Annotated in this window: 16 protein-coding genes; 14 read left to right on the forward strand and 2 right to left on the reverse strand. The window is 72.5% G+C overall.

All coding sequences use genetic code 11. The features are described 5' to 3' along the window. Positions 1 to 135: 135 nt before the first annotated feature. The 4 genes from OG912_RS13695 (at position 136) to OG912_RS13710 (ending at position 2,993) form a co-directional block, all read left to right on the forward strand. Positions 136 to 996, forward strand: coding sequence for a LysR family transcriptional regulator (locus tag OG912_RS13695; RefSeq protein ID WP_327713423.1), 861 nt, complete (start codon positions 136 to 138; stop codon positions 994 to 996). 77 nt (positions 997 to 1,073) lie between these two features. Next, positions 1,074 to 2,225: a serine hydrolase domain-containing protein gene (locus OG912_RS13700; protein WP_327709568.1), complete on the forward strand. Its 1,152-nt coding sequence runs from the start codon at positions 1,074 to 1,076 to the stop codon at positions 2,223 to 2,225. An 85-nt stretch (positions 2,226 to 2,310) separates the two neighbouring features. Further along, the gene (locus tag OG912_RS13705) at positions 2,311 to 2,592 is read left to right on the forward strand and encodes a type II toxin-antitoxin system Phd/YefM family antitoxin (protein ID WP_327709569.1); all 282 of its coding nucleotides are present in this window, start codon (positions 2,311 to 2,313) and stop codon (positions 2,590 to 2,592) included. Continuing rightward, entirely contained in the window at positions 2,589 to 2,993 is a 405-nt protein-coding gene (locus tag OG912_RS13710) for a type II toxin-antitoxin system VapC family toxin (protein ID WP_326737905.1), read from the forward strand. Before OG912_RS13705 ends, OG912_RS13710 begins: the two co-directional genes overlap by 4 nt. Here OG912_RS13710 and OG912_RS13715 read toward each other — a convergent pair. Continuing rightward, a complete protein-coding gene (locus tag OG912_RS13715; protein WP_327713424.1) occupies positions 2,990 to 5,752 on the reverse strand; it encodes an FAD-binding and (Fe-S)-binding domain-containing protein in 2,763 nt (920 codons plus the stop codon). The two genes, OG912_RS13710 and OG912_RS13715, sit on opposite strands and share 4 nt — an antisense overlap. A gap of 452 nt (positions 5,753 to 6,204) precedes the next feature. On the opposite strand from OG912_RS13715, the gene OG912_RS13720 reads away from it, so the two are divergent. The 8 genes from OG912_RS13720 to OG912_RS13755 all read left to right on the forward strand — a co-directional run bounded on the left by OG912_RS13720 (position 6,205) and on the right by OG912_RS13755 (position 13,643). Then, positions 6,205 to 7,701, forward strand: a complete 1,497-nt coding sequence (locus OG912_RS13720; protein WP_327709570.1) for an ATP-binding protein — start codon at positions 6,205 to 6,207, stop codon at positions 7,699 to 7,701. Next, entirely contained in the window at positions 7,698 to 8,126 is a 429-nt protein-coding gene (locus OG912_RS13725; RefSeq protein WP_326737903.1) for a roadblock/LC7 domain-containing protein, read from the forward strand. The genes OG912_RS13720 and OG912_RS13725 overlap by 4 nt, the downstream gene beginning before the upstream one ends. Further along, the gene (locus OG912_RS13730) at positions 8,123 to 8,488 is read left to right on the forward strand and encodes a DUF742 domain-containing protein (RefSeq protein ID WP_219573777.1); all 366 of its coding nucleotides are present in this window, start codon (positions 8,123 to 8,125) and stop codon (positions 8,486 to 8,488) included. Before OG912_RS13725 ends, OG912_RS13730 begins: the two co-directional genes overlap by 4 nt. Then, entirely contained in the window at positions 8,469 to 9,125 is a 657-nt protein-coding gene (locus OG912_RS13735; protein ID WP_327709571.1) for a GTP-binding protein, read from the forward strand. The genes OG912_RS13730 and OG912_RS13735 overlap by 20 nt, the downstream gene beginning before the upstream one ends. After that, a complete protein-coding gene (locus OG912_RS13740; protein WP_327709572.1) occupies positions 9,122 to 10,387 on the forward strand; it encodes a cytochrome P450 in 1,266 nt (421 codons plus the stop codon). The genes OG912_RS13735 and OG912_RS13740 overlap by 4 nt, the downstream gene beginning before the upstream one ends. Beyond that, a complete protein-coding gene (locus tag OG912_RS13745; RefSeq protein ID WP_327709573.1) occupies positions 10,384 to 11,592 on the forward strand; it encodes a cytochrome P450 family protein in 1,209 nt (402 codons plus the stop codon). Before OG912_RS13740 ends, OG912_RS13745 begins: the two co-directional genes overlap by 4 nt. 129 nt (positions 11,593 to 11,721) lie before the next feature. After that, a complete protein-coding gene (serC, locus tag OG912_RS13750) occupies positions 11,722 to 12,840 on the forward strand; it encodes a phosphoserine transaminase (protein ID WP_326737899.1) in 1,119 nt (372 codons plus the stop codon). A 173-nt stretch (positions 12,841 to 13,013) separates the two neighbouring features. Continuing rightward, on the forward strand, positions 13,014 to 13,643 hold the full coding sequence (locus tag OG912_RS13755) for a Uma2 family endonuclease (protein ID WP_327709574.1): 630 nt from the start codon (positions 13,014 to 13,016) through the stop codon (positions 13,641 to 13,643). An 11-nt stretch (positions 13,644 to 13,654) separates the two neighbouring features. On the opposite strand, the gene OG912_RS13760 is transcribed toward OG912_RS13755, so the two are convergent. Further along, positions 13,655 to 14,170, reverse strand: a complete 516-nt coding sequence (locus OG912_RS13760) for a GNAT family N-acetyltransferase (RefSeq protein ID WP_327709575.1) — start codon at positions 14,168 to 14,170, stop codon at positions 13,655 to 13,657. A 100-nt stretch (positions 14,171 to 14,270) separates the two neighbouring features. Between OG912_RS13760 and OG912_RS13765 the strand changes: the two genes are divergently transcribed. Together OG912_RS13765 and OG912_RS13770 are read left to right on the forward strand one after the other, a co-directional pair. Then, the gene (locus tag OG912_RS13765; protein ID WP_326737895.1) at positions 14,271 to 14,666 is read left to right on the forward strand and encodes a PPOX class F420-dependent oxidoreductase; all 396 of its coding nucleotides are present in this window, start codon (positions 14,271 to 14,273) and stop codon (positions 14,664 to 14,666) included. A 165-nt stretch (positions 14,667 to 14,831) separates the two neighbouring features. Beyond that, positions 14,832 to 19,643 carry a CHAT domain-containing protein gene (locus OG912_RS13770; protein WP_327709576.1) on the forward strand — a complete coding sequence of 1,604 codons (4,812 nt, stop codon included), beginning with the start codon at positions 14,832 to 14,834 and terminating at the stop codon, positions 19,641 to 19,643. Positions 19,644 to 19,649: the final 6 nt, after the last annotated feature.

Genomic DNA, 19,649 nt, shown 5'->3' on the forward strand with positions numbered 1-19,649 from the left:
AGCGCGGCACGTGAAATGCGATGGAGGCTCCCGTTATGCTTCCCGCGCATGAGCATGGGACAGGGTGGTGCGGGCCACGACCCGGCCGAGAACGCGGGCAGAAGCACGGGGCACACCGGGAGCGCCGGCCGTGGCATCGAGATCCGCCACCTGCGCGCCTTCCTCGCCGTCGCGGACGAGGCGAGCATCACCCGCGCCGCCGCCCGACTCCGGCTCACCCAGCCCGCCGTGTCCCGGACCCTGGCAGCCCTGGAGTCACGCCTCGGCATCCGGCTCGTCGACCGCTCCACCCACCATCTGGAGCTCACCCCCGAAGGCGTCGCCTTCCGCGACAAGGCCGCCGCCGCGGTGGCCGCGTTCGACGAGGCGCTCGACCCCGGCGGACTGCGCCGCCGGCCGATCCGGCTCGGGCACGCCTGGTCCGCGTTCGGCCGGTACACCACCCCGCTGCTCCGCAACTGGCAGGAGCGCCATCCGCAGACCCCGCTGGAGCTCCGCCGGATCGACGACCGCACCGCCGGGCTGACCCGCGGCGAGGTCGATGCCGCACTGCTGCGCGGCCCCGTCGAGGCGCCGGGGCTGGTCACGGAGGTGCTGTACGAGGAGGAGCGGGTGGCCGCCGTGGCGGCGGACGGCCCCCTCGCCTCCCGCACCACGCTCCGGCTGGCCGATCTGGCGACCGGCACCGTCGTCCTGAACACCGTCTCCGGCACCACCACCCCCGAACTGTGGCCGCCCGACGCCCGCCCCGCCGCCACCCTGACCGTGGCCAACACCGACGACTGGCTGGCCGCCATCGCGGCGGGGCGCGGCACCGGGGTCTCGGCCGCGTCGACCGCCGGCATGCACCCGCACGCCGGGGTCGCCTACCGACCGCTCGTGGACGCCCCGGCCCTCCCGGTCCTGCTCGCCCGCCGCGACGCCCCCGGCCATCCGGCCCTCGCCGACCTCGCCTCGCTGGCCCGCGAGATCGTGGCGCGGGACGGCGGGCGATAAGGGAATTTACGCGTACGGACGTGCAGTTGAGGCCCTGTGAAGGAGGCGCGAAACACGCGCCCACCACAGGGGGAACCATGTCGGACCGCAACGCAGGCAACGTCACCGTGCACGGCACCGTGGCCCCCGGATACGAGGCGGTGCGGGACGAGTTCGCCGCCGTACTCACCGAGGAGCACAACGAGCCGGGCGCGCAGCTCGCCGTGTACCGGGAGGGCCTGCCGGTCGTCGATCTCTGGGCCGGTGACGGGATCGACGGCGACTCGCTGCCCGCCGTCTTCTCGTCCACCAAGGGCGCGGCCCACCTCGTCGTCGCCCTGCTCGTGCAGGACGGCACCCTCGACCTGGACCGTACGGTCGCCTCGTACTGGCCGGAGTTCGCGGCCGAGGGCAAGGGCGCACTGACCCTGCGGGAGCTGCTGGGCCACCGCGCCGGGCTGATCGGCATCGAGGGCGGCTTCCCCGAGGCGGACCTGGCCGACGACCGGGTGCTCGCCGCCCGGCTGGCGGAGCGGGCCCCGTTCTGGGAGCCGGGCAAGGAGTACGGCTACCACGCGCTCGTGATCGGCGCGCTCACCGGTGAGGTGGTGCGGCGGGCCACGGGGCGTTCGATCCAGGAGCTGTTCGAGGAGCGCGTCCGCGCCCCGTACGGCCTGGACCTCTACATGGGGCAGCCCGCCGGGCTGGAGCCGCGCTACGTCCCCATCCGGCCCATGAACCCGACGCCGGAGCAGAAGGCAGAGCTCGCCGCCCGCCCCTTCGACCCGAAGAGCCTGCGGGCGATGGCCTTCAACGTGCCGACGGACCTGGTCGCGTGGATCAACACCCCGTCCGTGCGGGCGCTCGGCCCGGCCTCGGTGGGCGGCATCGGCTCGGCGCGCGCCCTGGCCGGGATGTACGCGGCCACGCTCTCGGAGTTCGCGGGCCGTCCCGCACTGCTCAAGCCGGAGACCCGCGCCGAGTTCGCCCGCGTCGGGCTCGCCGGCACCGACCGGGTGACCGAGGAGACGGACCACTTCGGCCTCGGCTTCGAGCGCCCGCAGGAGGTCTACCCGTCCCTGGGCGATGACGCCTACGGCCACTGCGGCGCGGCGGGCTCGCAGGCGTTCGCGGACCCGGCGAGCGGGATCGCGTACGGGTACACACGACGGCGTTTCGCGTTCCCGGGCGGGGCGGCTCCGGAGAACGAGCGGCTGGTGGCGGCGGTGGTGAAGGCCGCGCGGCACTGAGCCGATGAGGCGGGGCGGCTCCCGCCCCGCCCGTGCCCGGCCACCCCTGTTGCTGTACCTACATTATGTAGCTACATTCAATGGCATGGAGACGATCGGGCTGCGTGAACTCAACCAGAACCCGTCCAAGGCCGTGGCGCTGGTGCGCTCGGGCGTGCCCATACTCGTCACCGACCGCGGCGTACCGGTCCTGCGCATGGTCCCCGAGGCCGAGACGCCGGACCCGCTCCGCCGCATAATCGAGTCCGGCGACGCCACTCCGCCGGCCGAGCAGGGCATGCCGGATCTGGCACCCGAACTCGCGCCGGACCTGCCGAGCCTGTCCGGCCTTCTGCTGTCGGAGCGCGACGAGGAGCGCCGGCGTTGATCTACCTCGACTCCTGCGCACTCCTGAAGTTCATCAAGCCCGAACCCGAGTCCGAGGCCCTGCGTGCCTGGCGCGCGGCGCTTCCGGAGGGGACGGAACTGCTCACGAGCGACCTGGCCCGGCTGGAGATCACCCGCACGCTGCACCGGGCCGGCGTCGACCCTCAGCGCATCGCGTACTTCGTCGCCCAGGCCGTCCGCGGCGTCTACCTGATCGACCTCACCAGCACCGTACTGGCGCGCGCGACCGCCTATCAGACCCGCAGGCTCGGCACCCTGGACTCCCTCCACCTGGCGACCGCCGATCCTTTCCGGGTGGGGCTCACCGCCTTCGTCACGTATGACAGCGAACTGGCCAGGGCCGCCACCGACTTCGGGCTTCCGGTGCACGCGCCCGCTTAGCGAGTACCGGGGGGTGGCGCCCCCGGCTCCAGCCCCTCCGCAAGCACCTGGGCCAGGTGCCGCGCCCGCACGCCCCCCACCTGGCCCAGTTGCATCCGGCAGGAGAACCCGTCCGCCAGGATCACCGCGTCCAGGGACGCGCCCCGTACCGCCGGCAGCAGCTGGTCCTCCGCGCAGGCCACCGACACCTCCCAGTGGCCCTGCTCGAAGCCGAAGTTCCCGGCCAGTCCACAACAGCCGCCCGCCAACTCACCCTTCAGCCCTGCCCGTTCACGTAGCCGGCGGTCCGCATCGTCGCCCAGGACCGCGTGCTGGTGGCAGTGCGTCTGGCCGGTGACCGGGCGGGCCAGGTGCGGGGGCTGCCAGTCGGGGGCGTACTTCTCCAGGTACTGGGCCAGGGTGTGGACGGAGGCGGCCAGTTCGGCCGCACGCGGGTCGTCCGGGAGGAGTTCCGGGAGGTCCGTGCGGAGCGTTGCCGCGCAGCTCGGTTCGAGGACGACGACGGGGGCGCCGAGCATGCCGCCCAGCCGGTCCAGGGTGCGGCGCATCACCTTGCGGGCCCGGGTCAGCTGGCCGGTCGAGACGTACGTGAGGCCGCAGCACAGGCCGCTCCCGGGCGCCATCGCCGTCCGTCCCGCCGCCTCCAGCACGCGGACCGCCGCCCGGCCCACCTCGGGCGAGAGATGTTCGGTGAAGGTGTCGGGCCACAGGAACGCCACCTGGTCGTTGGAGTGGATGAACGTCCCCTTGCCCTGCCGCCGCAGGAGCCACCGGGTGAACCGTTCCCGTGCCAGGACCGGGATCCCGCGCTCCGGGGCGATGCCGCCCAGGCGCTTGGCCAGGGACGCCAGCGGCCGGACCCGGGCCAGGGCGTTCAGCGGGCCCGCGAAGGGCGCGGCAAGTCGAAGCCACCTCGGCAGCCACCCCATCGCGTAGTGCGCCGCCGGGCGCAGCCGCCCTTTGTAGTGCTGGTGCAGGAACTCCGCCTTGTACGTGGCCATGTCGACGCCCGCCGGGCAGTCGCTGCGGCAGCCCTTGCAGGACAGGCAGAGATCGAGCGCGTCCCGTACCTCCGTCGAGCGCCAGCCGTCCGTGATCACTCCGCCCGCGGTGCCGGCCAGCATCTCGTGGAGCAGCCGGGCCCGGCCGCGCGTGGAGTGGGCCTCCTCGCCCGTCGCGCGGAACGAGGGGCACATCACGGACGGGCCGGATGCCTTCTCCGTACGGCACTTGGCGACTCCGACGCATCTGCGCACGGCCGCGGTGAAGTCGCCGCCGTCGTGCGGGTAGCCGAAGGCGACGTCGACCGGTTCGCGCGGCAGGACGTCGAAGCGGAGGTTCTCGTCCAGGCGGGCCGGGCGGGCGAGGATGCCCGGGTTCATGCCGCCGTCGGGGTCCCACAGGTCCTTGAACCGGCCGAAGAGGGCGACGAGTTCGTCCCCGTACATCCGGGGCAGCAGTTCGGCGCGTGCCTGGCCGTCGCCGTGTTCGCCGGACAGGGAGCCGCCGTGGGCGACGACGAGCGAGGCCACGTCCTCGGAGAAGCGGCGGAACCGGGCCACGCCGGCGGCGGTCAGCAGATCGAAGTCGATACGGACGTGGATGCAGCCGTCGCCGAAGTGGCCGTACGGGGTGCCGCGCAGGCCGTGTTCGGCGAGCAGGGCGCGGAAGTCGCGGAGGTAGGGGCCGAGCCGGGCTGGTGGCACGGCGCAGTCCTCCCAGCCGGGCCAGGCCTCGGTGCCGCCCTCGGAGACTCCGTCCTGGGGGGACCCCCACATCCGGGTCGCCGTTCCCGCCGCGTCCTCGCGGATCCGCCACAGGGCCCGCTGTCCGGCCGGGTCGGTGACGACGACGGCGTCCACCGCGTCCGCGGACGCGGCCCGCGTGATCCGCTCGGCGTGCGCCCGCGCCTCGGCCGGGGTGGCGCCGCCCGTCTCGACGAAGAGCCAGGCGGCGCCGCGGGGCAGTCCGGCCGGTTCGCGTACGAGGTCGGCGGCCATGCCCTCGACGGTCAGCGGGTGGTACGGGAGGAGGCCGGGGGCGGCTTCGGCGGCGGCGGACTCGTCGGCGTAGCCGAGTACGGCGAGCGCGCGGGCGGCGGGGGCCTCGACGAGGTGCAGGGTCGCCTGCGTCACCACGCCGAGCGTGCCCTCGCTGCCGCAGAACGCGCGGGCGGGGTCGGGTCCGTTCTCGGGCAGCAGGGCGTCCAGCGCGTATCCGGAGATGCGGCGCGGGAGTTCGGGGAATCCGGTACGCAGGAGGGCGAGGTGGGCGGCGACGAGTTCGCGGAGCCCGGCGGGGCCTTCGGCGCCCCGCTCCAGGTGGAGGGTGTCGCCGCCGTAGCGGGCGACGGTGAGGGCGTGGACGTTGTCGGCGGTGGTGCCCCAGGCGACGGAGTGGGAGCCGCAGGAGTTGTTGCCGATCATGCCGCCGATGGTGCAGCGGCTGTGTGTGGAGGGGTCGGGGCCGAAGGTGAGCCCGTGCGGGGCGGCGGCGGCCCGCAGCTCGTCCAGGACGACGCCCGGCTGGACCACGGCGGTACGGGAGGCGGGGTCCAGTTCGACGATCGACCGGAGGTGACGGGTGAGGTCGAGGACGACTCCGGTACCGGTGGCCTGCCCGGCGATGGATGTGCCGCCGCCGCGGGGCACGACGGGCACCTGGTGCGAGCGGCAGACGGCGAGTGCGGCGGCGATGTCGTCGGCGTCGCGCGGGGCGACGACACCGAGGGGCACCCGCCGGTAGTTGGAGGCGTCCATCGTCGTCAGGGCCCGTGCGGTGGCGTCGAACGCGACCTCGCCCCGGACGGACGCGCGCAGTTCGCGAAGGAGCGCGGTGTGGGCGGGGGCGGGGGCGGGGGTGCTGCCGTCCGGAACGCTCCCGCCCGGGGTGCTGCCGTGCGGAACCTGCGGAGCCTTGCCAGTTGCCATCCGGCCAGGATGCCGTCGGCGAGCCCGCTCTGCCGGGTGACGCCGCGCGTTTGCACCGATTACGTCAAGCCGATCGCGTCAATACGTCGGAATATGCCGGGCTCACGAACACAAACGGAACAAAGAGCACCACAAGTTCTTCCCAAACAGATCGTCAATTCTCATATAGTGACCCAGACTTGTCTGGGAATCATCTGCTCCAGTTGTCGCATTTGGTCACCGCAGTCACGACTCGCCCGAACCGTCCCATCCGTCACCGTCCGCGCCCCCAAGGACTCCGCTTGCGCCCCTCAACCCGGCCGACCGCACTGGCCCTGCTGGTCACCGTGGCCCTCTCCGGATCCCTGAGCGTGTGGGCGGCCTTCGTCGCTCCCGACTCAGCCAGGACAGCAGTGGTCTGGGGGGCCGGCACCGCCACGGTGCTGCTCGCCGTCGCCGTCGCCACCGCCGTCCACGCCCGCACCACCGCACACCGGCTGCGCGAGATGCTCGCGGCCGAGAGCGGCCGGTTCACCGCCGAGACCTCGCGCATGGTGTCGGCCTCGGCCGCCGACGCCCAGCGGTTCACCGCCGAGACCGCCCGGATCAAGGCCGCGGCAGCCGCCGAGACGGCCCGTGTCGTCAAGGAGGCGGCGGCCGGCTCCGAGCAGCTCACCGCCGACAACGCGCGCCTCAAGGCCCGCGCCGCCCGCAGCGAGACCGAGCGCTCCGCCGCCGTCGCCGCCTGCGCCAACGCCGCGGGCCGGATGCAGGCCCTGGCCACCAGCATGCTCGCCGACCTGCGCGACATGGAACACCGGCACTCCGCCGAGGACGTCCTGGGCGACCTGCTGCACCTGGACCACCGCACCGCCCAGGCGGGCCGGCTGGCCGACTCCATCGCCGTGCTGACCGGCGCCCGCTCCGGGCGGCGCTGGGCGAAGCCGATCGTGATGGAGTCCATCCTGCGCGGCGCGATGGGCCGGATCAGCGGATACCAGCGCATCCGCCTCCACTCGACCAGCGATGTCGCCATCGCCGGTCACGCCGCCGAGGGCGTCATGCACGCCCTGGCCGAACTCCTCGACAACGCCGCGAACTTCTCGCCGCCCACGGCCGAGGTCCATGTGTACGTGGAGGAGGTCCCGGCCGGCATCGTGCTGACCGTCGAGGACAGCGGCCTGGTCATGAGCGACGTGCAGCTGCGCCGTGCCGAAAGCGCCGTCTCCGCGACCGACCAGGACCTGACCGGCCTCTCCGGCACCCGCCTCGGCCTCGCCGTCGTCGGCCGCCTCGCCCGCAAGCACGGACTGACCGTCTCGTTCCGGCCGTCGGCACGCGGCGGCACGGGCGCGCTGATGATGCTCCCCCAGGAGATCATCACCCGCGCCCCGGCACCCGCCCCCGAGCCCGCCGCCGATCCGGTGGTCCCCGCACCGCGTGCGAGCGAGCCCGAGCCGGTCCACGCCTCGGGCGCCGACCGCACCAGCACCACCGACACCTCCCCCGCCGCCCGCACGGAGGAACCCCTGCGCTCCGACTCCGGCTCGGAGACCACCGGCGGCCTCCCCCGGTTCGGCGAGAGCGGCCTGCCCAAGCGCTCGCGCGGCCGCACCCTGGCCGCCGCCGAGTCCCGCGCCCGTGCCACGGCCGCCCCCGACGCGTCGGACTCCGATACGGCCGACGGCACCGCCCCCCGGCCCCGTACCGCCGACCCGAAGGTCCAGGCAGCCCGCTTCAGCAGCTTCCGCCAGGCCGTACGGCCCAACTCCCCGCACCCGGAAGGCAACACCCCATGACCGCGACCACCGACGAGAAGCTCAACTGGCTGCTGGAGGGGCTCCTTGAGCGCACCCCCGGCGCCCGCCACGCCCTCGTGCTGTCCAGGGACGGCCTCAAGCTGTGCCGCACCCCCGAGCTCTCCGTCGACCAGGCCGACCAGCTGGCCGCGATCTCGGCCGGAATCCAGAGCCTCTCGCACGGCGCGTCCGTCGAGTTCGGTGACGGCACCGGCGGCGTACGGTCCGCGATGGCCGAGTTCTACGGCGGGGTGCTGTTCATCGTGGAGGCGGGGGCAGGCGCCCACCTCGCGGTCGTCGCATCCGACACCGCCGACGTCGGCCTCGTCGGCCACAACATGAGCGAACTCGTCGAGCAGCTCGGCGAGCACCTCGTCGCCCCGCCGCGCGAGTCCGTCCAGGCCTCCGAGACCGCGAGCGTATGACTCCCCGCCCCCGCCCCGGCCGGGACGACGACCCGGACCGGCTCTACACCCTCACCGGTGGCCGCAGCCGGTCCGATTCGGCCGCCTTCGACCTGGTGACGCTGGTCGTCTCCGAATGCGAGCCGGCCCCCGGCATGCAGTCGGAGCACGTCACGATCCTGCGGATGTGCGAACGGCCCACCGCGGTCGTCGAACTCGCCGCCGGACTGAACCTGCCCGTCAGCATCGTGCGCATCCTGCTGTGCGACCTGCTCGACACCGGCCGGATCAGCGCCCGCCACCCCCGTACCGCACGTGTCGCGGACCGGCTCCCCGACCCCGACATCCTGGAACAGGTGCTCGTTGGACTCCGCAACCTCTGACCGTGCCGCCCTGCAGGCCACGGCCGACAACGGACTGAAGATAGTCGTCGTCGGTGGCTTCGGGGTCGGCAAGACCACCATGGTCCGATCCGTGAGCGAGATCCGTCCGCTCAACACGGAGGAGACGATGACCCGCGCGGGCGAGGCCGTCGACCACCTCGACGGGGTGCAGTCGAAGACGTCCACCACCGTCGCCTTCGACTTCGGCCGGATCACGCTCGACGCCCGATCCGTGCTGTACCTCTTCGGCGCACCCGGCCAGGAGCGCTTCTGGTTCCTGTGGGACCGGCTGTTCTCCGGGACCCTCGGCGCGGTCGTCCTCGTCGACACCCGGCGCCTCGCCGACTCCTGGTACGCCATCGACCGGCTGGAGCACCACGGCACGCCGTTCATCGTGGCGTGCAACGACTTCGGCGGCCCGCTCCACACCGAGCAGCAGATCCGCGAGGCTCTCGCCCTCTCGGACGACGTACCGCTCGTGGAGTGCGACGCCCGGGACCGGTCCTCCAGCAAGTACGTCCTGATCACACTGGTGGAGCACCTCTACGCCCTCTCGCGGGGCACGGCCGGCTCCGCCTCCACCGCCGCCGCCCGTCCGGAAACCGCTCCGGAGAAGACCCCGGAGCCCACCCCGTGACCCAGCCGCCAGAACCACCCCCGGGCTGCCCCGCACACGGCCGCGTACCGCTGTCCGGTCCGCGGTTCCAGACCGAACCCACCCAGCTGTACCGGGAGATGCGCCGCGACCACGGCGCCGTGGCACCCATCTCCCTGGACGGTGACGTCCCGGCCTGGCTCGTCGTCGGCTACCGCGAACTGCACCAGGTCACCAGCGACCCGGTGCTGTTCAGCCGCGACTCCGGCCTCTGGAGCCAGTGGGAGCACATCCCCGCCGACTGGCCGCTGCTCCCGATGATCGGCCGCAACCAGCCGTCGATCCTCTACACGGTCGGCCCCCGGCACGTCGAACGCGCCCGCATGATCAGCAACGCCCTGGAGGCGGTCGACCCGTTCGCCCTCAAGCGGTACGCGGAGGAGTTCGCCGACGAACTGGTCGACCGGTTCTGCTCCAAGGGCTCGGTCGACATCATCGCCGATTTCGCGATGCTGCTCCCCGCCCGGATCCTGGCCAGGATCTACGGCTTCAGCGACGAGGTCGGCGACGCGCTCGTCGGCTCGATCAACGACATGATCGACGGCCGCGAACGCGCCCTGGCCGGCCAGCAGCACCTCGCCACGTCGATGTTCCAGCTGCTGGCCGACAAGCACGCCGAGCCCGGCGACGACGTCGCCACCCGGATGCTGGCCGACCCGGGCGGTTTCACGGACGAGGAGGTCGCCCAGGACCTCATGGTCATGATGGCCGCGGGCCACCAGCCGACCGCCGACTGGATGGGCAACTCGCTGCGGCTGATGCTCACCGACGACCGGTTCGCCGCCTCGCTCTCCGGGGGCCGGCACAGCGTCGCCGAGGCCATGAACGAGGTCCTGTGGGAGGACACCCCGACGCAGAACATCGCGGGCCGCTGGGCCTCGCGCGACACCCACCTCGGCGGGCGGCACATCCAGGCGGGCGACCTGCTGGTCCTGGGCTTCGCCGCCGCCAACGCCGACCCGCAGGTGCGCACCGACGGCTCCTCGCTGACCGGTGGCAACAACGCGTTCCTCTCCTTCGGCCACGGCGAGCACCGCTGCCCGTTCCCGGCCCAGGAGACCGCCGAGGTCATCGCCCGTACCGGCATCGAGGTCCTGCTGGACCGCCTCCCGGACATCGACCTGGACGTCCCCGCCGAGCAGCTCACCCGGCGCCCCTCCCCGTGGCTGCGGGGCCTGACGGACCTGCCCGTCGCCTTCACACCCACACCTGCCACAGGACCCGCCACCGGAGGCCAGAGATGACCCGCATCGCCCTCGACCCGTTCGTCGCCGACCTCGACGGCGAGAGCGCCGCCCTGCGCGCCGCCGGCCCGCTCGCCGAGGTGGAGCTGCCCGGCGGGGTGCACTGCTACGCGGTCACGCACCACGCGGCGGCGCGGCAGCTGCTGACCGACTCCCGGGTCGTGAAGGACATCAACGTCTGGGGTGCCTGGCAGCGCGGCGAGATCCCGATGGACTGGCCGCTGATCGGTCTGGCCAACCCGGGCCGCTCGATGCTGACCGTCGACGGCGCCGACCACCGCCGGCTGCGCACCCTGGTGGCGCAGGCCCTCACCGTGAAGCGGGTGGAGCGGCTGCGCGCGGGCATCGAGGCGCTGACGACCGCGAGCCTGGACCGGCTCGCGGCTCTGCCCAAGGGCGAGAAGGTCGACCTGAAGGCCGAGTTCGCCTACCCGCTGCCGATGAACGTGATCAGCGAGCTGATGGGCGTGGACGGCGCCGACCACCCGCGCCTCAAGGAGCTCTTCGAGAAGTTCTTCTCGACGCAGACGCCGCCGGAGGAGGTTCCCCAGATGATGGCGGACCTCGGCACGCTCTTCACGAAGATCGTCGACGCGAAGCGGGCCGAACCGGGCGACGACCTGACCAGCGCCCTGATCGCGGCCTCCGAGGACGGCGACCACCTCACCAACGAGGAGATCGTCAACACCCTCCAGCTGATCATCGCGGCCGGTCACGAGACGACGATCAGCCTGATCGTGAACGCCGTGGTCGCACTCCAGACCCACCCCGAGCAGCGCAAGCAGGTCCTGTCGGGCGAGCTGCCGTGGGAGAACGTGATCGAGGAGACCCTGCGCTGGAACACCCCGACCTCGCACGTCCTGATCCGTTTCGCGACGGAGGACGTCACGGTCGGCGACAAGGTCCTCCCCAAGGGCGAGGCCCTGATCGTGTCGTTCGGCGCGCTGGGCCGGGACGAGGAGCAGTACGGCCCCACCGCCGGCGAGTTCGACGCGACCCGCTCCCCCAACCGCCACATCGCCTTCGGTCACGGCCCGCACGTCTGCCCGGGTGCCGCGCTGTCCCGCCTGGAAGCGGGGGTCGCGCTGCCCGCCCTGTACGAGCGCTTCCCCGAGCTGGAGCTCGCCGTACCGGCCTCCGAGCTGCGCAACAAGCCGATCGTCACCCAGAACGACCTGTTCGACCTGCCGGTCGAACTGGGCTGATCCGGGCGTACGGGGACGGGCCGCCCCGGCCCCGTACGGACATACCTCCAACATCCACGAGTCGGACCCCCTGTCTCATCCGACGGACAGGATGCGTGGCCGCCGCAGCGAGCGGCTACGCTCCGACTCGTGGCCGACATCCAGATTCCCGCTGACATCAAGCCCGCCGACGGACGCTTCGGCGCCGGTCCTTCCAAGGTGCGGACGGAGGCGCTCGACGCGCTGGCCGCCACCGGTACGTCTCTTCTCGGTACGTCCCACCGCCAGGCCCCGGTGAAGAACCTGGTCGGCGCGGTACGTGACGGCGTGCGCGACCTCTTCTCCCTCCCCGAGGGCTACGAGGTGATCCTGGGCAACGGCGGCTCCACCGCCTTCTGGGACATCGCGACGCACGGTCTGATCGAGTCGAAGTCCCAGCACCTCAACTTCGGTGAGTTCTCGTCGAAGTTCGCGAAGGCCGCCAAGCTCGCCCCGTGGCTGGCCGACCCGACCGTCATCGCCTCCGACCCGGGCACCCACCCGGACCCGAAGGCCGAGGCGGGCGTCGACGTCTACGCCTTCACCCACAACGAGACCTCCACCGGTGTCGCCGCGCCGATCAAGCGCGTCGCGGGCGCCGACGAGGGCTCCCTGGTCCTGGTGGACGCCACCTCGGGCGCGGGCGGCCTGCCGGTCGACATCGCCGAGACGGACGTCTACTACTTCGCCCCGCAGAAGTCCTTCGCCTCCGACGGCGGCCTGTGGATCGGCGTCTTCTCCCCGGCGGCCCTGGAGCGCGCGGCGCGCGTCCACGCCTCCGGCCGGCACATCCCGGAGTTCTTCTCGCTGCCGACGGCGATCGACAACTCCCTGAAGAACCAGACGTACAACACCCCGGCGCTCGCCACGCTGTTCCTCCTGAACGAGCAGCTGACCTGGATGAACACCCAGGGCGGCCTGGAGTTCACCACCGGCCGCACGGCCGCCTCCTCCGGCCACCTGTACGGCTGGGCCGAGGAGTCGAAGTACGCGACCCCGTTCGTCACGGACGCGGCCAAGCGCTCGCAGGTCATCGGCACGATCGACTTCGCGGACGAGATCGACGCCGCCGCGATCGCCAAGGTGCTCCGCGCCAACGGCATCGTCGACACGGAGCCGTACCGCAAGCTGGGCCGCAACCAGCTGCGCGTGGCGATGTTCCCGGCGATCGACCCGTCGGACGTCCAGGCGCTGACGGCGTGCATCGACTACGTGATCGAGAAGCTGTAACGCCTCCTCACCTGAGAACGGCCTGCTCCTGAGAAACGGCCCTGCGCACACGCCCGTGTGTACGCAGGGCCGTTTCTGCTTCACTCGGCGAGTGGCATATGCCAGAACCATGCTCTGCGGCTGTTCCGCCCTACGATGATGGTCTCGACACCAGCCGTTCCAGGAGGCCCGCAATGTCTGCAGCAGCAGTCGAGCACCCCTGTGAAGACGAGCCGGAACTGTCGTTGCTCGAAGAAGCCAACAAGCTCGCGGAGCAGCTTCCCGGTCGTCGCGTCGAGATCATCGGAGGCGTCATCACCGTGGCCCCACCCCGGGACGGCCCGCACGCCCGCGCCCTGACCAAGCTCATGCGGCCGTTCATCGCGGCCGGACTCGACGACGGGGACTCGGCAGTCCTCCAGGGCATCGGCCTCTGGCTGCCGGGCGGCCCCGAGGACTACGCCATCCCCGACCTCGCGATCGTCGACGCCGATCTCGACGAGCACAGGATCGAGAACAACTGCTACGACCCGGCCGTCTTCCGCCTCGTCCTGGAGGTCACCTCCAGCAACTACAAAAGCGACCTACGGCACAAGGTCGCCGTGTACGCCGAGGCCAAGATCCCCGTCTACGTGATCCTCGACCGCAAGCACGGCCGGGTCCACGTCCTGACCGAGCCCGTAGGCGGCACGTACGACCGCCACGAGGTCTACGCCCCCGGCCAGGAAGCCCCGCTCCCCGACTCGATCGGCGCCGAGGTGGCCCTCGACGTCGCCGGACTGATCAAGGCCGGCCGGGCAGGATCAAGCCCGTCCGACGATTGAGGACACGCACCTCACGGTGCCCCCAGCCGCCACCGCTCCTCCCCGTCCTCCCACTCACCGGTCGGTACGAACCCCGCAGCGCCCGCCACCGCGGCCGACGCCGCATGGTCGGGGTGGATGTGGGCGATGACCGTACGGACCGCTCCCCCGTCCAGCAGGTGCGCGACCAGGCCCTTCGCCGCCTCCTTGGCGTACCCCCGCCCCTGCCACTCCGTCCCGGTCACCCAGGCGATCTCCGCCCGGGCGCCGGTCACGTTCACCGTGGCCTGCACATAGCCCGCCAGGCGGTCCTCGCCCCGCACCCGCAGCACCCAGTTCCACCAGCGCTCGTCCGGGTCCGGGGATCCCGCGGTCTGCCGTTCGTAGCGGGCGCGCAGTTCGTCGGCCGACTCCGGGGCGCCGCCGGTGAAGGTGTGGAGGCCGGGATCGTTCAGCACCGCGGCCATCTCGTCCGCGTGTGCCACCCGCAGGGGCACGGCGTCGAGACGGTCGGTCGAGAAGGGCACAGGCCCGTTGTTCGTCGTCATAGACCGCCAACCCTATGCCGGGCTCGCCGACGCCTTCGAAACACCCGTTCGACAGCGCCCGCGCGGATGACACGGCGCCGGGGCGGCGGACCATGGAGGTATGGAGACGACCCCTGAGCTGAAGCCGTTCGTGAAGCAGTACGCCGTCCTGCTCAGCACGCGGCGCCAGGACGGGACGCACGCGGACACCCCCGTGAACATCGCCGTCGAGGGCGACCACGCCTACATCCGTACGTTCTCCTCGGCGTGGAAGGTCGAGCGGATGCGCAACCACCCCGTCGTGAGGATCGGCCCGTGCACACTGCGCGGCCGGCCGACCGGACCGCAGATCACCGCGCACGCCCGCCTCCTCCAGGCCGGATCGAAGGAGAACACGCACGCCGCCCGGATGCTCTCCCGCAAGTACCCGGCCATGCACGGCGTGCTCGTCCCGCTCGCGCACCGGATCAAGCGCGACAGGACCCTGCACTACGAGATCCGGCCACTCGACTCCTGACCACCGCCACCGGGCCCGCGAACCCGCTCAAGTCGCCGCAGCAATCGGTAGGTTGATCCTGTTGCCGGCCGACGGGGGAGCGATGGAGCAGCAGGGGAACACGACCCGGTGTGACGTGGGTACGGCACCGACCGCCAGGGTGCGGCGCGGCCGGCGGTTCCCCGCATGACGCCGGAGACCGCCGCGGACCGCATCCTCCAGCAGGCCGAACGCACGGACACCGATCCCACCGCCCTGGAATGGTTCCTCGGGGCGGAAGCCGCGGAGGCGGCCGACGACGTGCGCGGCGGCCTCGTCCTGCCCGACGGGAACGTGTGGGGCCTCGGGGCCCTGGCTCTCGGCTACGCCGACTGGTGCCGCTACCTCGCGGGGGACGAAGCCGATCCGGGGGCGCTCGGCTCCGCTCTGCTCGGGTTCGTCGCGGTGCACGAGCAGAACCCGGAGCACGTCCCGCACGGGCTGCGCCCGCTGTTCGCCACGCTGTCCGGCGATCCGGCCGGCGCCGCGACGGAGCCCGGCTTCGCGTACCACGCCGGCATCGGGCTGACGCTGCTGTTCCAGCAGAGCCGCCACCCCGGAAGCCTGCCCCTCGCCGAAACCCTGCTGCGGCACGCCGCCACCGCCTTCGGCGAGGGCAGCCTTGAGCAGGGCACCTGTCTGTCGGACCTCGGACTCATCCTCTTCTACGGATTCCAGGACGGCGCCGGCCTCCAGGCACTCGCCGACGCCGTCCGCACACACCGCGCCGCCGTGGTCTGCGCACCGGGCGTCCGCGACGAACAGGCCCGCAGGCACGGCAACCTGGGGTACGTCCTCCGGCACTGGTCCGAGGCGAACGCGGACCAGGACCGGATGCGGGAGGCCGTCGCCGAACTGCGCAAGGCGGTGGAGCTCACCACCTGGAACAACCCGAACCGCCCCCAGCACAGCGCCGTCCTCGGCTCCGCGCTGTGCAGCGCCGCCCTGACCCTGGACGATCCGGCGCTGCGCTCCGAGGGCATCGCGCTGCTGCGCACCACCCTTGCGGAGCCGGACGTCATGCTGCCCGGCCGGGCCTCGTTCCTCTCCGACCTGGGCATCTCCCTGCTCCAGGGGGCCGCGGAGGGCGGTGGCGGCGCTGCGGCGTACGAGGAGGGCATCGCCGCCTGCCGCACGGCCGCGGACACGGCCCCCAATCCCTTCGAGCACACCATGTACCTCAGCAACCTCGCCCTGCTGCTGACCGGGCACGCCATGCGCACCGATGACCCGGGCGCCCTGGGCGACGCGTACGAAGCCGCCCGCGACGCCCTCGACGCCGCACCGGCCGGGCATCCCGTGCGCGCCCAGGCACACTTGACCCTCTCCCAGGTACTGAACGCCCGGCACACGGCGACGGGCAGCACGGAAGACCTGGAGGAGGCCGTTGCCCAAGCCCGCCGGGGGACGGAGTGCGTACCGGCCGACGACCTCGTCCGACGGGTGCTCCACACCACCGCGTTCGCCGACCTGCTGTTCAAGCGCACCTTCCGGCACCTGTGGACCGCCGGGGAACTCGGTGACCCGGGAGAACTCCACCACGCGATCACCCTGCTGCGCGCCCTTGCCGGCGAGGTTCCGGCGCGCTCGGCCGAGCGCGCCCGCGTCCTCCTGGCACTCGGGCGCTGCCTACAGGTCTCGGGCGGCGCCGACAGCGTCGACGAGGCCATCGACTGCTTCCGCAAGTGCCTCGTACTGCCGTCCCCCAACAGCCACTTCGAGGCGATCACGCGCTTCGGACTCGGGGCGGCGCTGGCCCACCGCGCCGGTGCGGACGACCACACCTGGCGGCAGGGCGCCGACGAGATGCTCCGGGCCCTCGGCCTGCTCCCGGCCGGCGACCCGCTGTACTGGGAATGCCATGCGGAGTACGCCTACGCCCTCATGGAACGGGGCGATGCGACGAGTGGCGTCGACCTGTACGAGGAAGCGGTGCGCCTCATCCGCGAGGAGCTGGAGCACGCCCCGCTCTCCCGCGCCGACAAGGCCGTGCACTGGTCGAACATCGGCCACGGCCTGATGAACATCGCCATGCGCACCGGCCGCTCCGAGCTCTTCACCGAAGTGGTGGCCACCCACCGCACAGCCGTGGCCCTGTCATCGGCGGAGGACTTCCTCCACGCGCACCAGCTCATGGGCCTCGGCGAGGCCCTGCTGACTCTCGCCGAATTCTGCTCGGCCACCGAGGCCTGGCAGGAGGGCATCGAGGTGCTGCGCGCAGCCGTGGCCGCCTCGGACGAGGACACCTACGGCGGGGCCGACTGCCGCACGGCCCTCGGGGACGCCCTGCGCAACCTCGCCCGTCTCGCCTCCGACCCCGCTCCGCTGGAGGAGGCCGTCCGATGGCACCGGGAAGCGCTCGTGATGGCTCCGGGGCGCCCCTCGCCCGTGGCGCTGCTGGGCCTCGCGAACAGTCTGGGGGCGCTCTACCGCTACACCCGCGACGCACGGCAGAGCGACGAAGCCGTCCACCACTTCCGCGCCGCTCTGGCCGACCTGGGCGCCCCGCAGCCGGCAACGGCCGAACTGCGGGGCTCCGTCCTCACCAGCCTGGGCTACCTCCAGTGGAGCCGGGCCCGTAACACCGGCGACGAACTCCTCATGGACGCCGCCGTCGACACCCTGCGCGAGGCCGTGACCCACGCTTCCCGGACGCGCGTCAGCATGGCGCTCACCAACCTGGGAAGCGCGCTCATGGACCGCAGTCGGCGCACCGGGAACCGCGCCTGGATGGCCGAAGCGGTGACGGTGCTGCGCCGCGCGGTGAAGGACAGCCTGCCGTCGGCCATGGACCGTCCCCTGCACCTGAACAATCTCGCCGAAGCGCTGCGCCACTGGGCCAAGCTCGTCGGCGACGCGTCCGCCACCGACGAGGCGATCACACTCCTGCGTGCGGCGATGGCGGTGGAACACGGCGACGTCGGGGGCCCCGAGACGGCCGCGATCAACCTGGGGGACCTGCTGGTCGACCGCGCCCAGACGAACAAGGACCCCCAGGCGATCGATGAAGCCCGGCAGGTCCTCGAAGAGGCCGTGCAACGGCTCGGGAAGGAGCATCCCTCACGCTTCTTCGCCCTGCAGAAACTGACGATGGCCTGCGTCTTCGCCGCCGACCTGACGGAGGATCCCACAGGGGCGACGGCCCGGCAGGCGCGGCAGCGGGCGGCCGCTGCCGCCCGGGAATCGCTCGCCTGCACACCAGAGGGAGACCCGAGTCACTCCTTGTCCCAACTCATGCTGGCCATAGCGCAGTTGGACCGCTCCAAGGCAGGGGAACAGGTCGACCTGGCGGAGGTGGTCCGGCTCACCCGCAGCTGCGCGCAGAATCCGGTCGCCCACAGCGCGTCCCGGCTCCAGGCCGCCCGCGGCTGGGGGCTGGCGTCGATAAGGGCGGGTGACCGCACGGAGGCCCTGGAGGGATACGCGTACGCCGTCGGCCTGCTGCCCGGCATGGCACCCCGCAGCCTCGCCCGCGTCGATCAGGAGGCACGGCTGAGCGGCAGCGACGGTGTGGCGAGCGACGCCGCCGCGCTCGCGATCGAGGCGGGCCGGAACGAACACGCCCTCGCCCTGCTCGAACAGGGGCGGGGAGTACTGCTGGCCCAGGGCCTGGAGAACCGGGCCGACGTGTCACGGCTGCGCGACCTCGACCCCGCCCGCGCAGCCGAGTTCGAGCAGATCCGCGACGGGTTGAGCACCCCTCCCCCGCTCTCCCCGGCCCAGGACGACCACGAGGCGAGCGCGAGCGCCGAGGCCCGCCACGTCATGGCCCAGCGCTGGAAACAACTCCTGGCGGAGGTAAGGGAACTGCCCGGCCTGGAGGGCTTCCTGAACCCGCCCTCCGTACCGGAACTGATCGCAGCCGCCGCCTGCGGCCCCGTCGTGGTCGTCAACGTCAGCACCTACCGCTGCGACGCCCTGGTCGTGACCGCCGACGCCGGGATCGACGTGGTCCCGCTGCCCGATCTCACCCTGGGCGCCACGATGGAGCGGGCGGCGGAGTTCATCGACGGGATGGAGACGGCGTACGGCGCGAACGGCGTCGACAACGCCGTCGCCATGATGCACACCCTCTCCGGAACCCTGGGCTGGCTCTGGGACACGGTCGCCGCCCCGGTCCTCGACCACCTCGGCCTGGACGCGGAACCGGGCGACGGGGACCCCTGGCCCCGCCTGTGGTGGTGCCCCACCGGCTGGATGTCCTTCCTGCCGCTGCACGCGGCCGGGCGGGGCAGGCCGGACTCCGGCACCTGGGTCATCGACCGCGTCATCTCCTCGTACACCCCGACCCTGCGCGCCCTGGTCCGGGCCCGAAGCGGTCTCGCCACCGGCACCCGCGCCGGAACCCCCACCGGCGCCCCCGCCCAGCCGTCACCGCTGGTCGTCGCCCTCGCCGATACGCCGGGGGCGCCATCCCTGCCCGGCGTCGCGCGCGAGGCGGAACTGCTCGCGGAGCTGTTCCCCGCGAGGCGCCTGCTGGCCGGCCCCGACGCCACGGTCGAAGCGGTCGGCGGGGCGCTCGAAGCCCACCCCTGGGTCCACTTCAGCTGCCACGGCATCAGCGAACTGCTCAACCCCTCACAGAGCGGTCTCGCCCTGTACGACGGCCGGCTCACCGTGTCCGACGTCGCCACCCGGCGCCCGAGGAACCCGGAACTCGCCATGCTGTCCGCCTGCTCCGCGTCCCAGGGCGGCATCAAGATGTCCGACGAGGCGATCCAGCTGACCGCGTCCTTCCAACTGGCCGGATATCCGCATGTGATCGGGACCCTGTGGCCCATCGCCGACAAGCTGGCGACGCACCTCACCGAGGAGTTCTACACCGCGCTCGCCGAGGACGTCGCCCGGGGCCGTCCCATCGATCCGGCCGCCGCCCTGCACCACCCGGTCAGGGCCCTGCGCGACCGCTACGCGCGGGCGCCGCACCTATGGGCGGCGCACATCCACACCGGCCCGTAGGACGGA

This window comes from Streptomyces sp. NBC_00464 (assembly GCF_036013915.1).
Lineage (GTDB): Bacteria > Actinomycetota > Actinomycetes > Streptomycetales > Streptomycetaceae > Streptomyces.

What these genes read in the sequence shown, in the direction of transcription:
- OG912_RS13715 (WP_327713424.1), bottom strand. Translation starts at nt 5,752, where the DNA reads ATGGACGCCTCCAACTACCGGCGGGTGCCCCTCGGTGTCGTCGCCCCG.
- OG912_RS13725 (WP_326737903.1), top strand. Translation starts at nt 7,698, where the DNA reads ATGACCGCGACCACCGACGAGAAGCTCAACTGGCTGCTGGAGGGGCTC.
- OG912_RS13705 (WP_327709569.1), top strand. Translation starts at nt 2,311, where the DNA reads ATGGAGACGATCGGGCTGCGTGAACTCAACCAGAACCCGTCCAAGGCC.
- OG912_RS13730 (WP_219573777.1), top strand. Translation starts at nt 8,123, where the DNA reads ATGACTCCCCGCCCCCGCCCCGGCCGGGACGACGACCCGGACCGGCTC.
- OG912_RS13745 (WP_327709573.1), top strand. Translation starts at nt 10,384, where the DNA reads ATGACCCGCATCGCCCTCGACCCGTTCGTCGCCGACCTCGACGGCGAG.
- OG912_RS13760 (WP_327709575.1), bottom strand. Translation starts at nt 14,170, where the DNA reads ATGACGACGAACAACGGGCCTGTGCCCTTCTCGACCGACCGTCTCGAC.
- OG912_RS13770 (WP_327709576.1), top strand. Translation starts at nt 14,832, where the DNA reads ATGACGCCGGAGACCGCCGCGGACCGCATCCTCCAGCAGGCCGAACGC.
- OG912_RS13700 (WP_327709568.1), top strand. Translation starts at nt 1,074, where the DNA reads ATGTCGGACCGCAACGCAGGCAACGTCACCGTGCACGGCACCGTGGCC.
- OG912_RS13765 (WP_326737895.1), top strand. Translation starts at nt 14,271, where the DNA reads ATGGAGACGACCCCTGAGCTGAAGCCGTTCGTGAAGCAGTACGCCGTC.
- OG912_RS13755 (WP_327709574.1), top strand. Translation starts at nt 13,014, where the DNA reads ATGTCTGCAGCAGCAGTCGAGCACCCCTGTGAAGACGAGCCGGAACTG.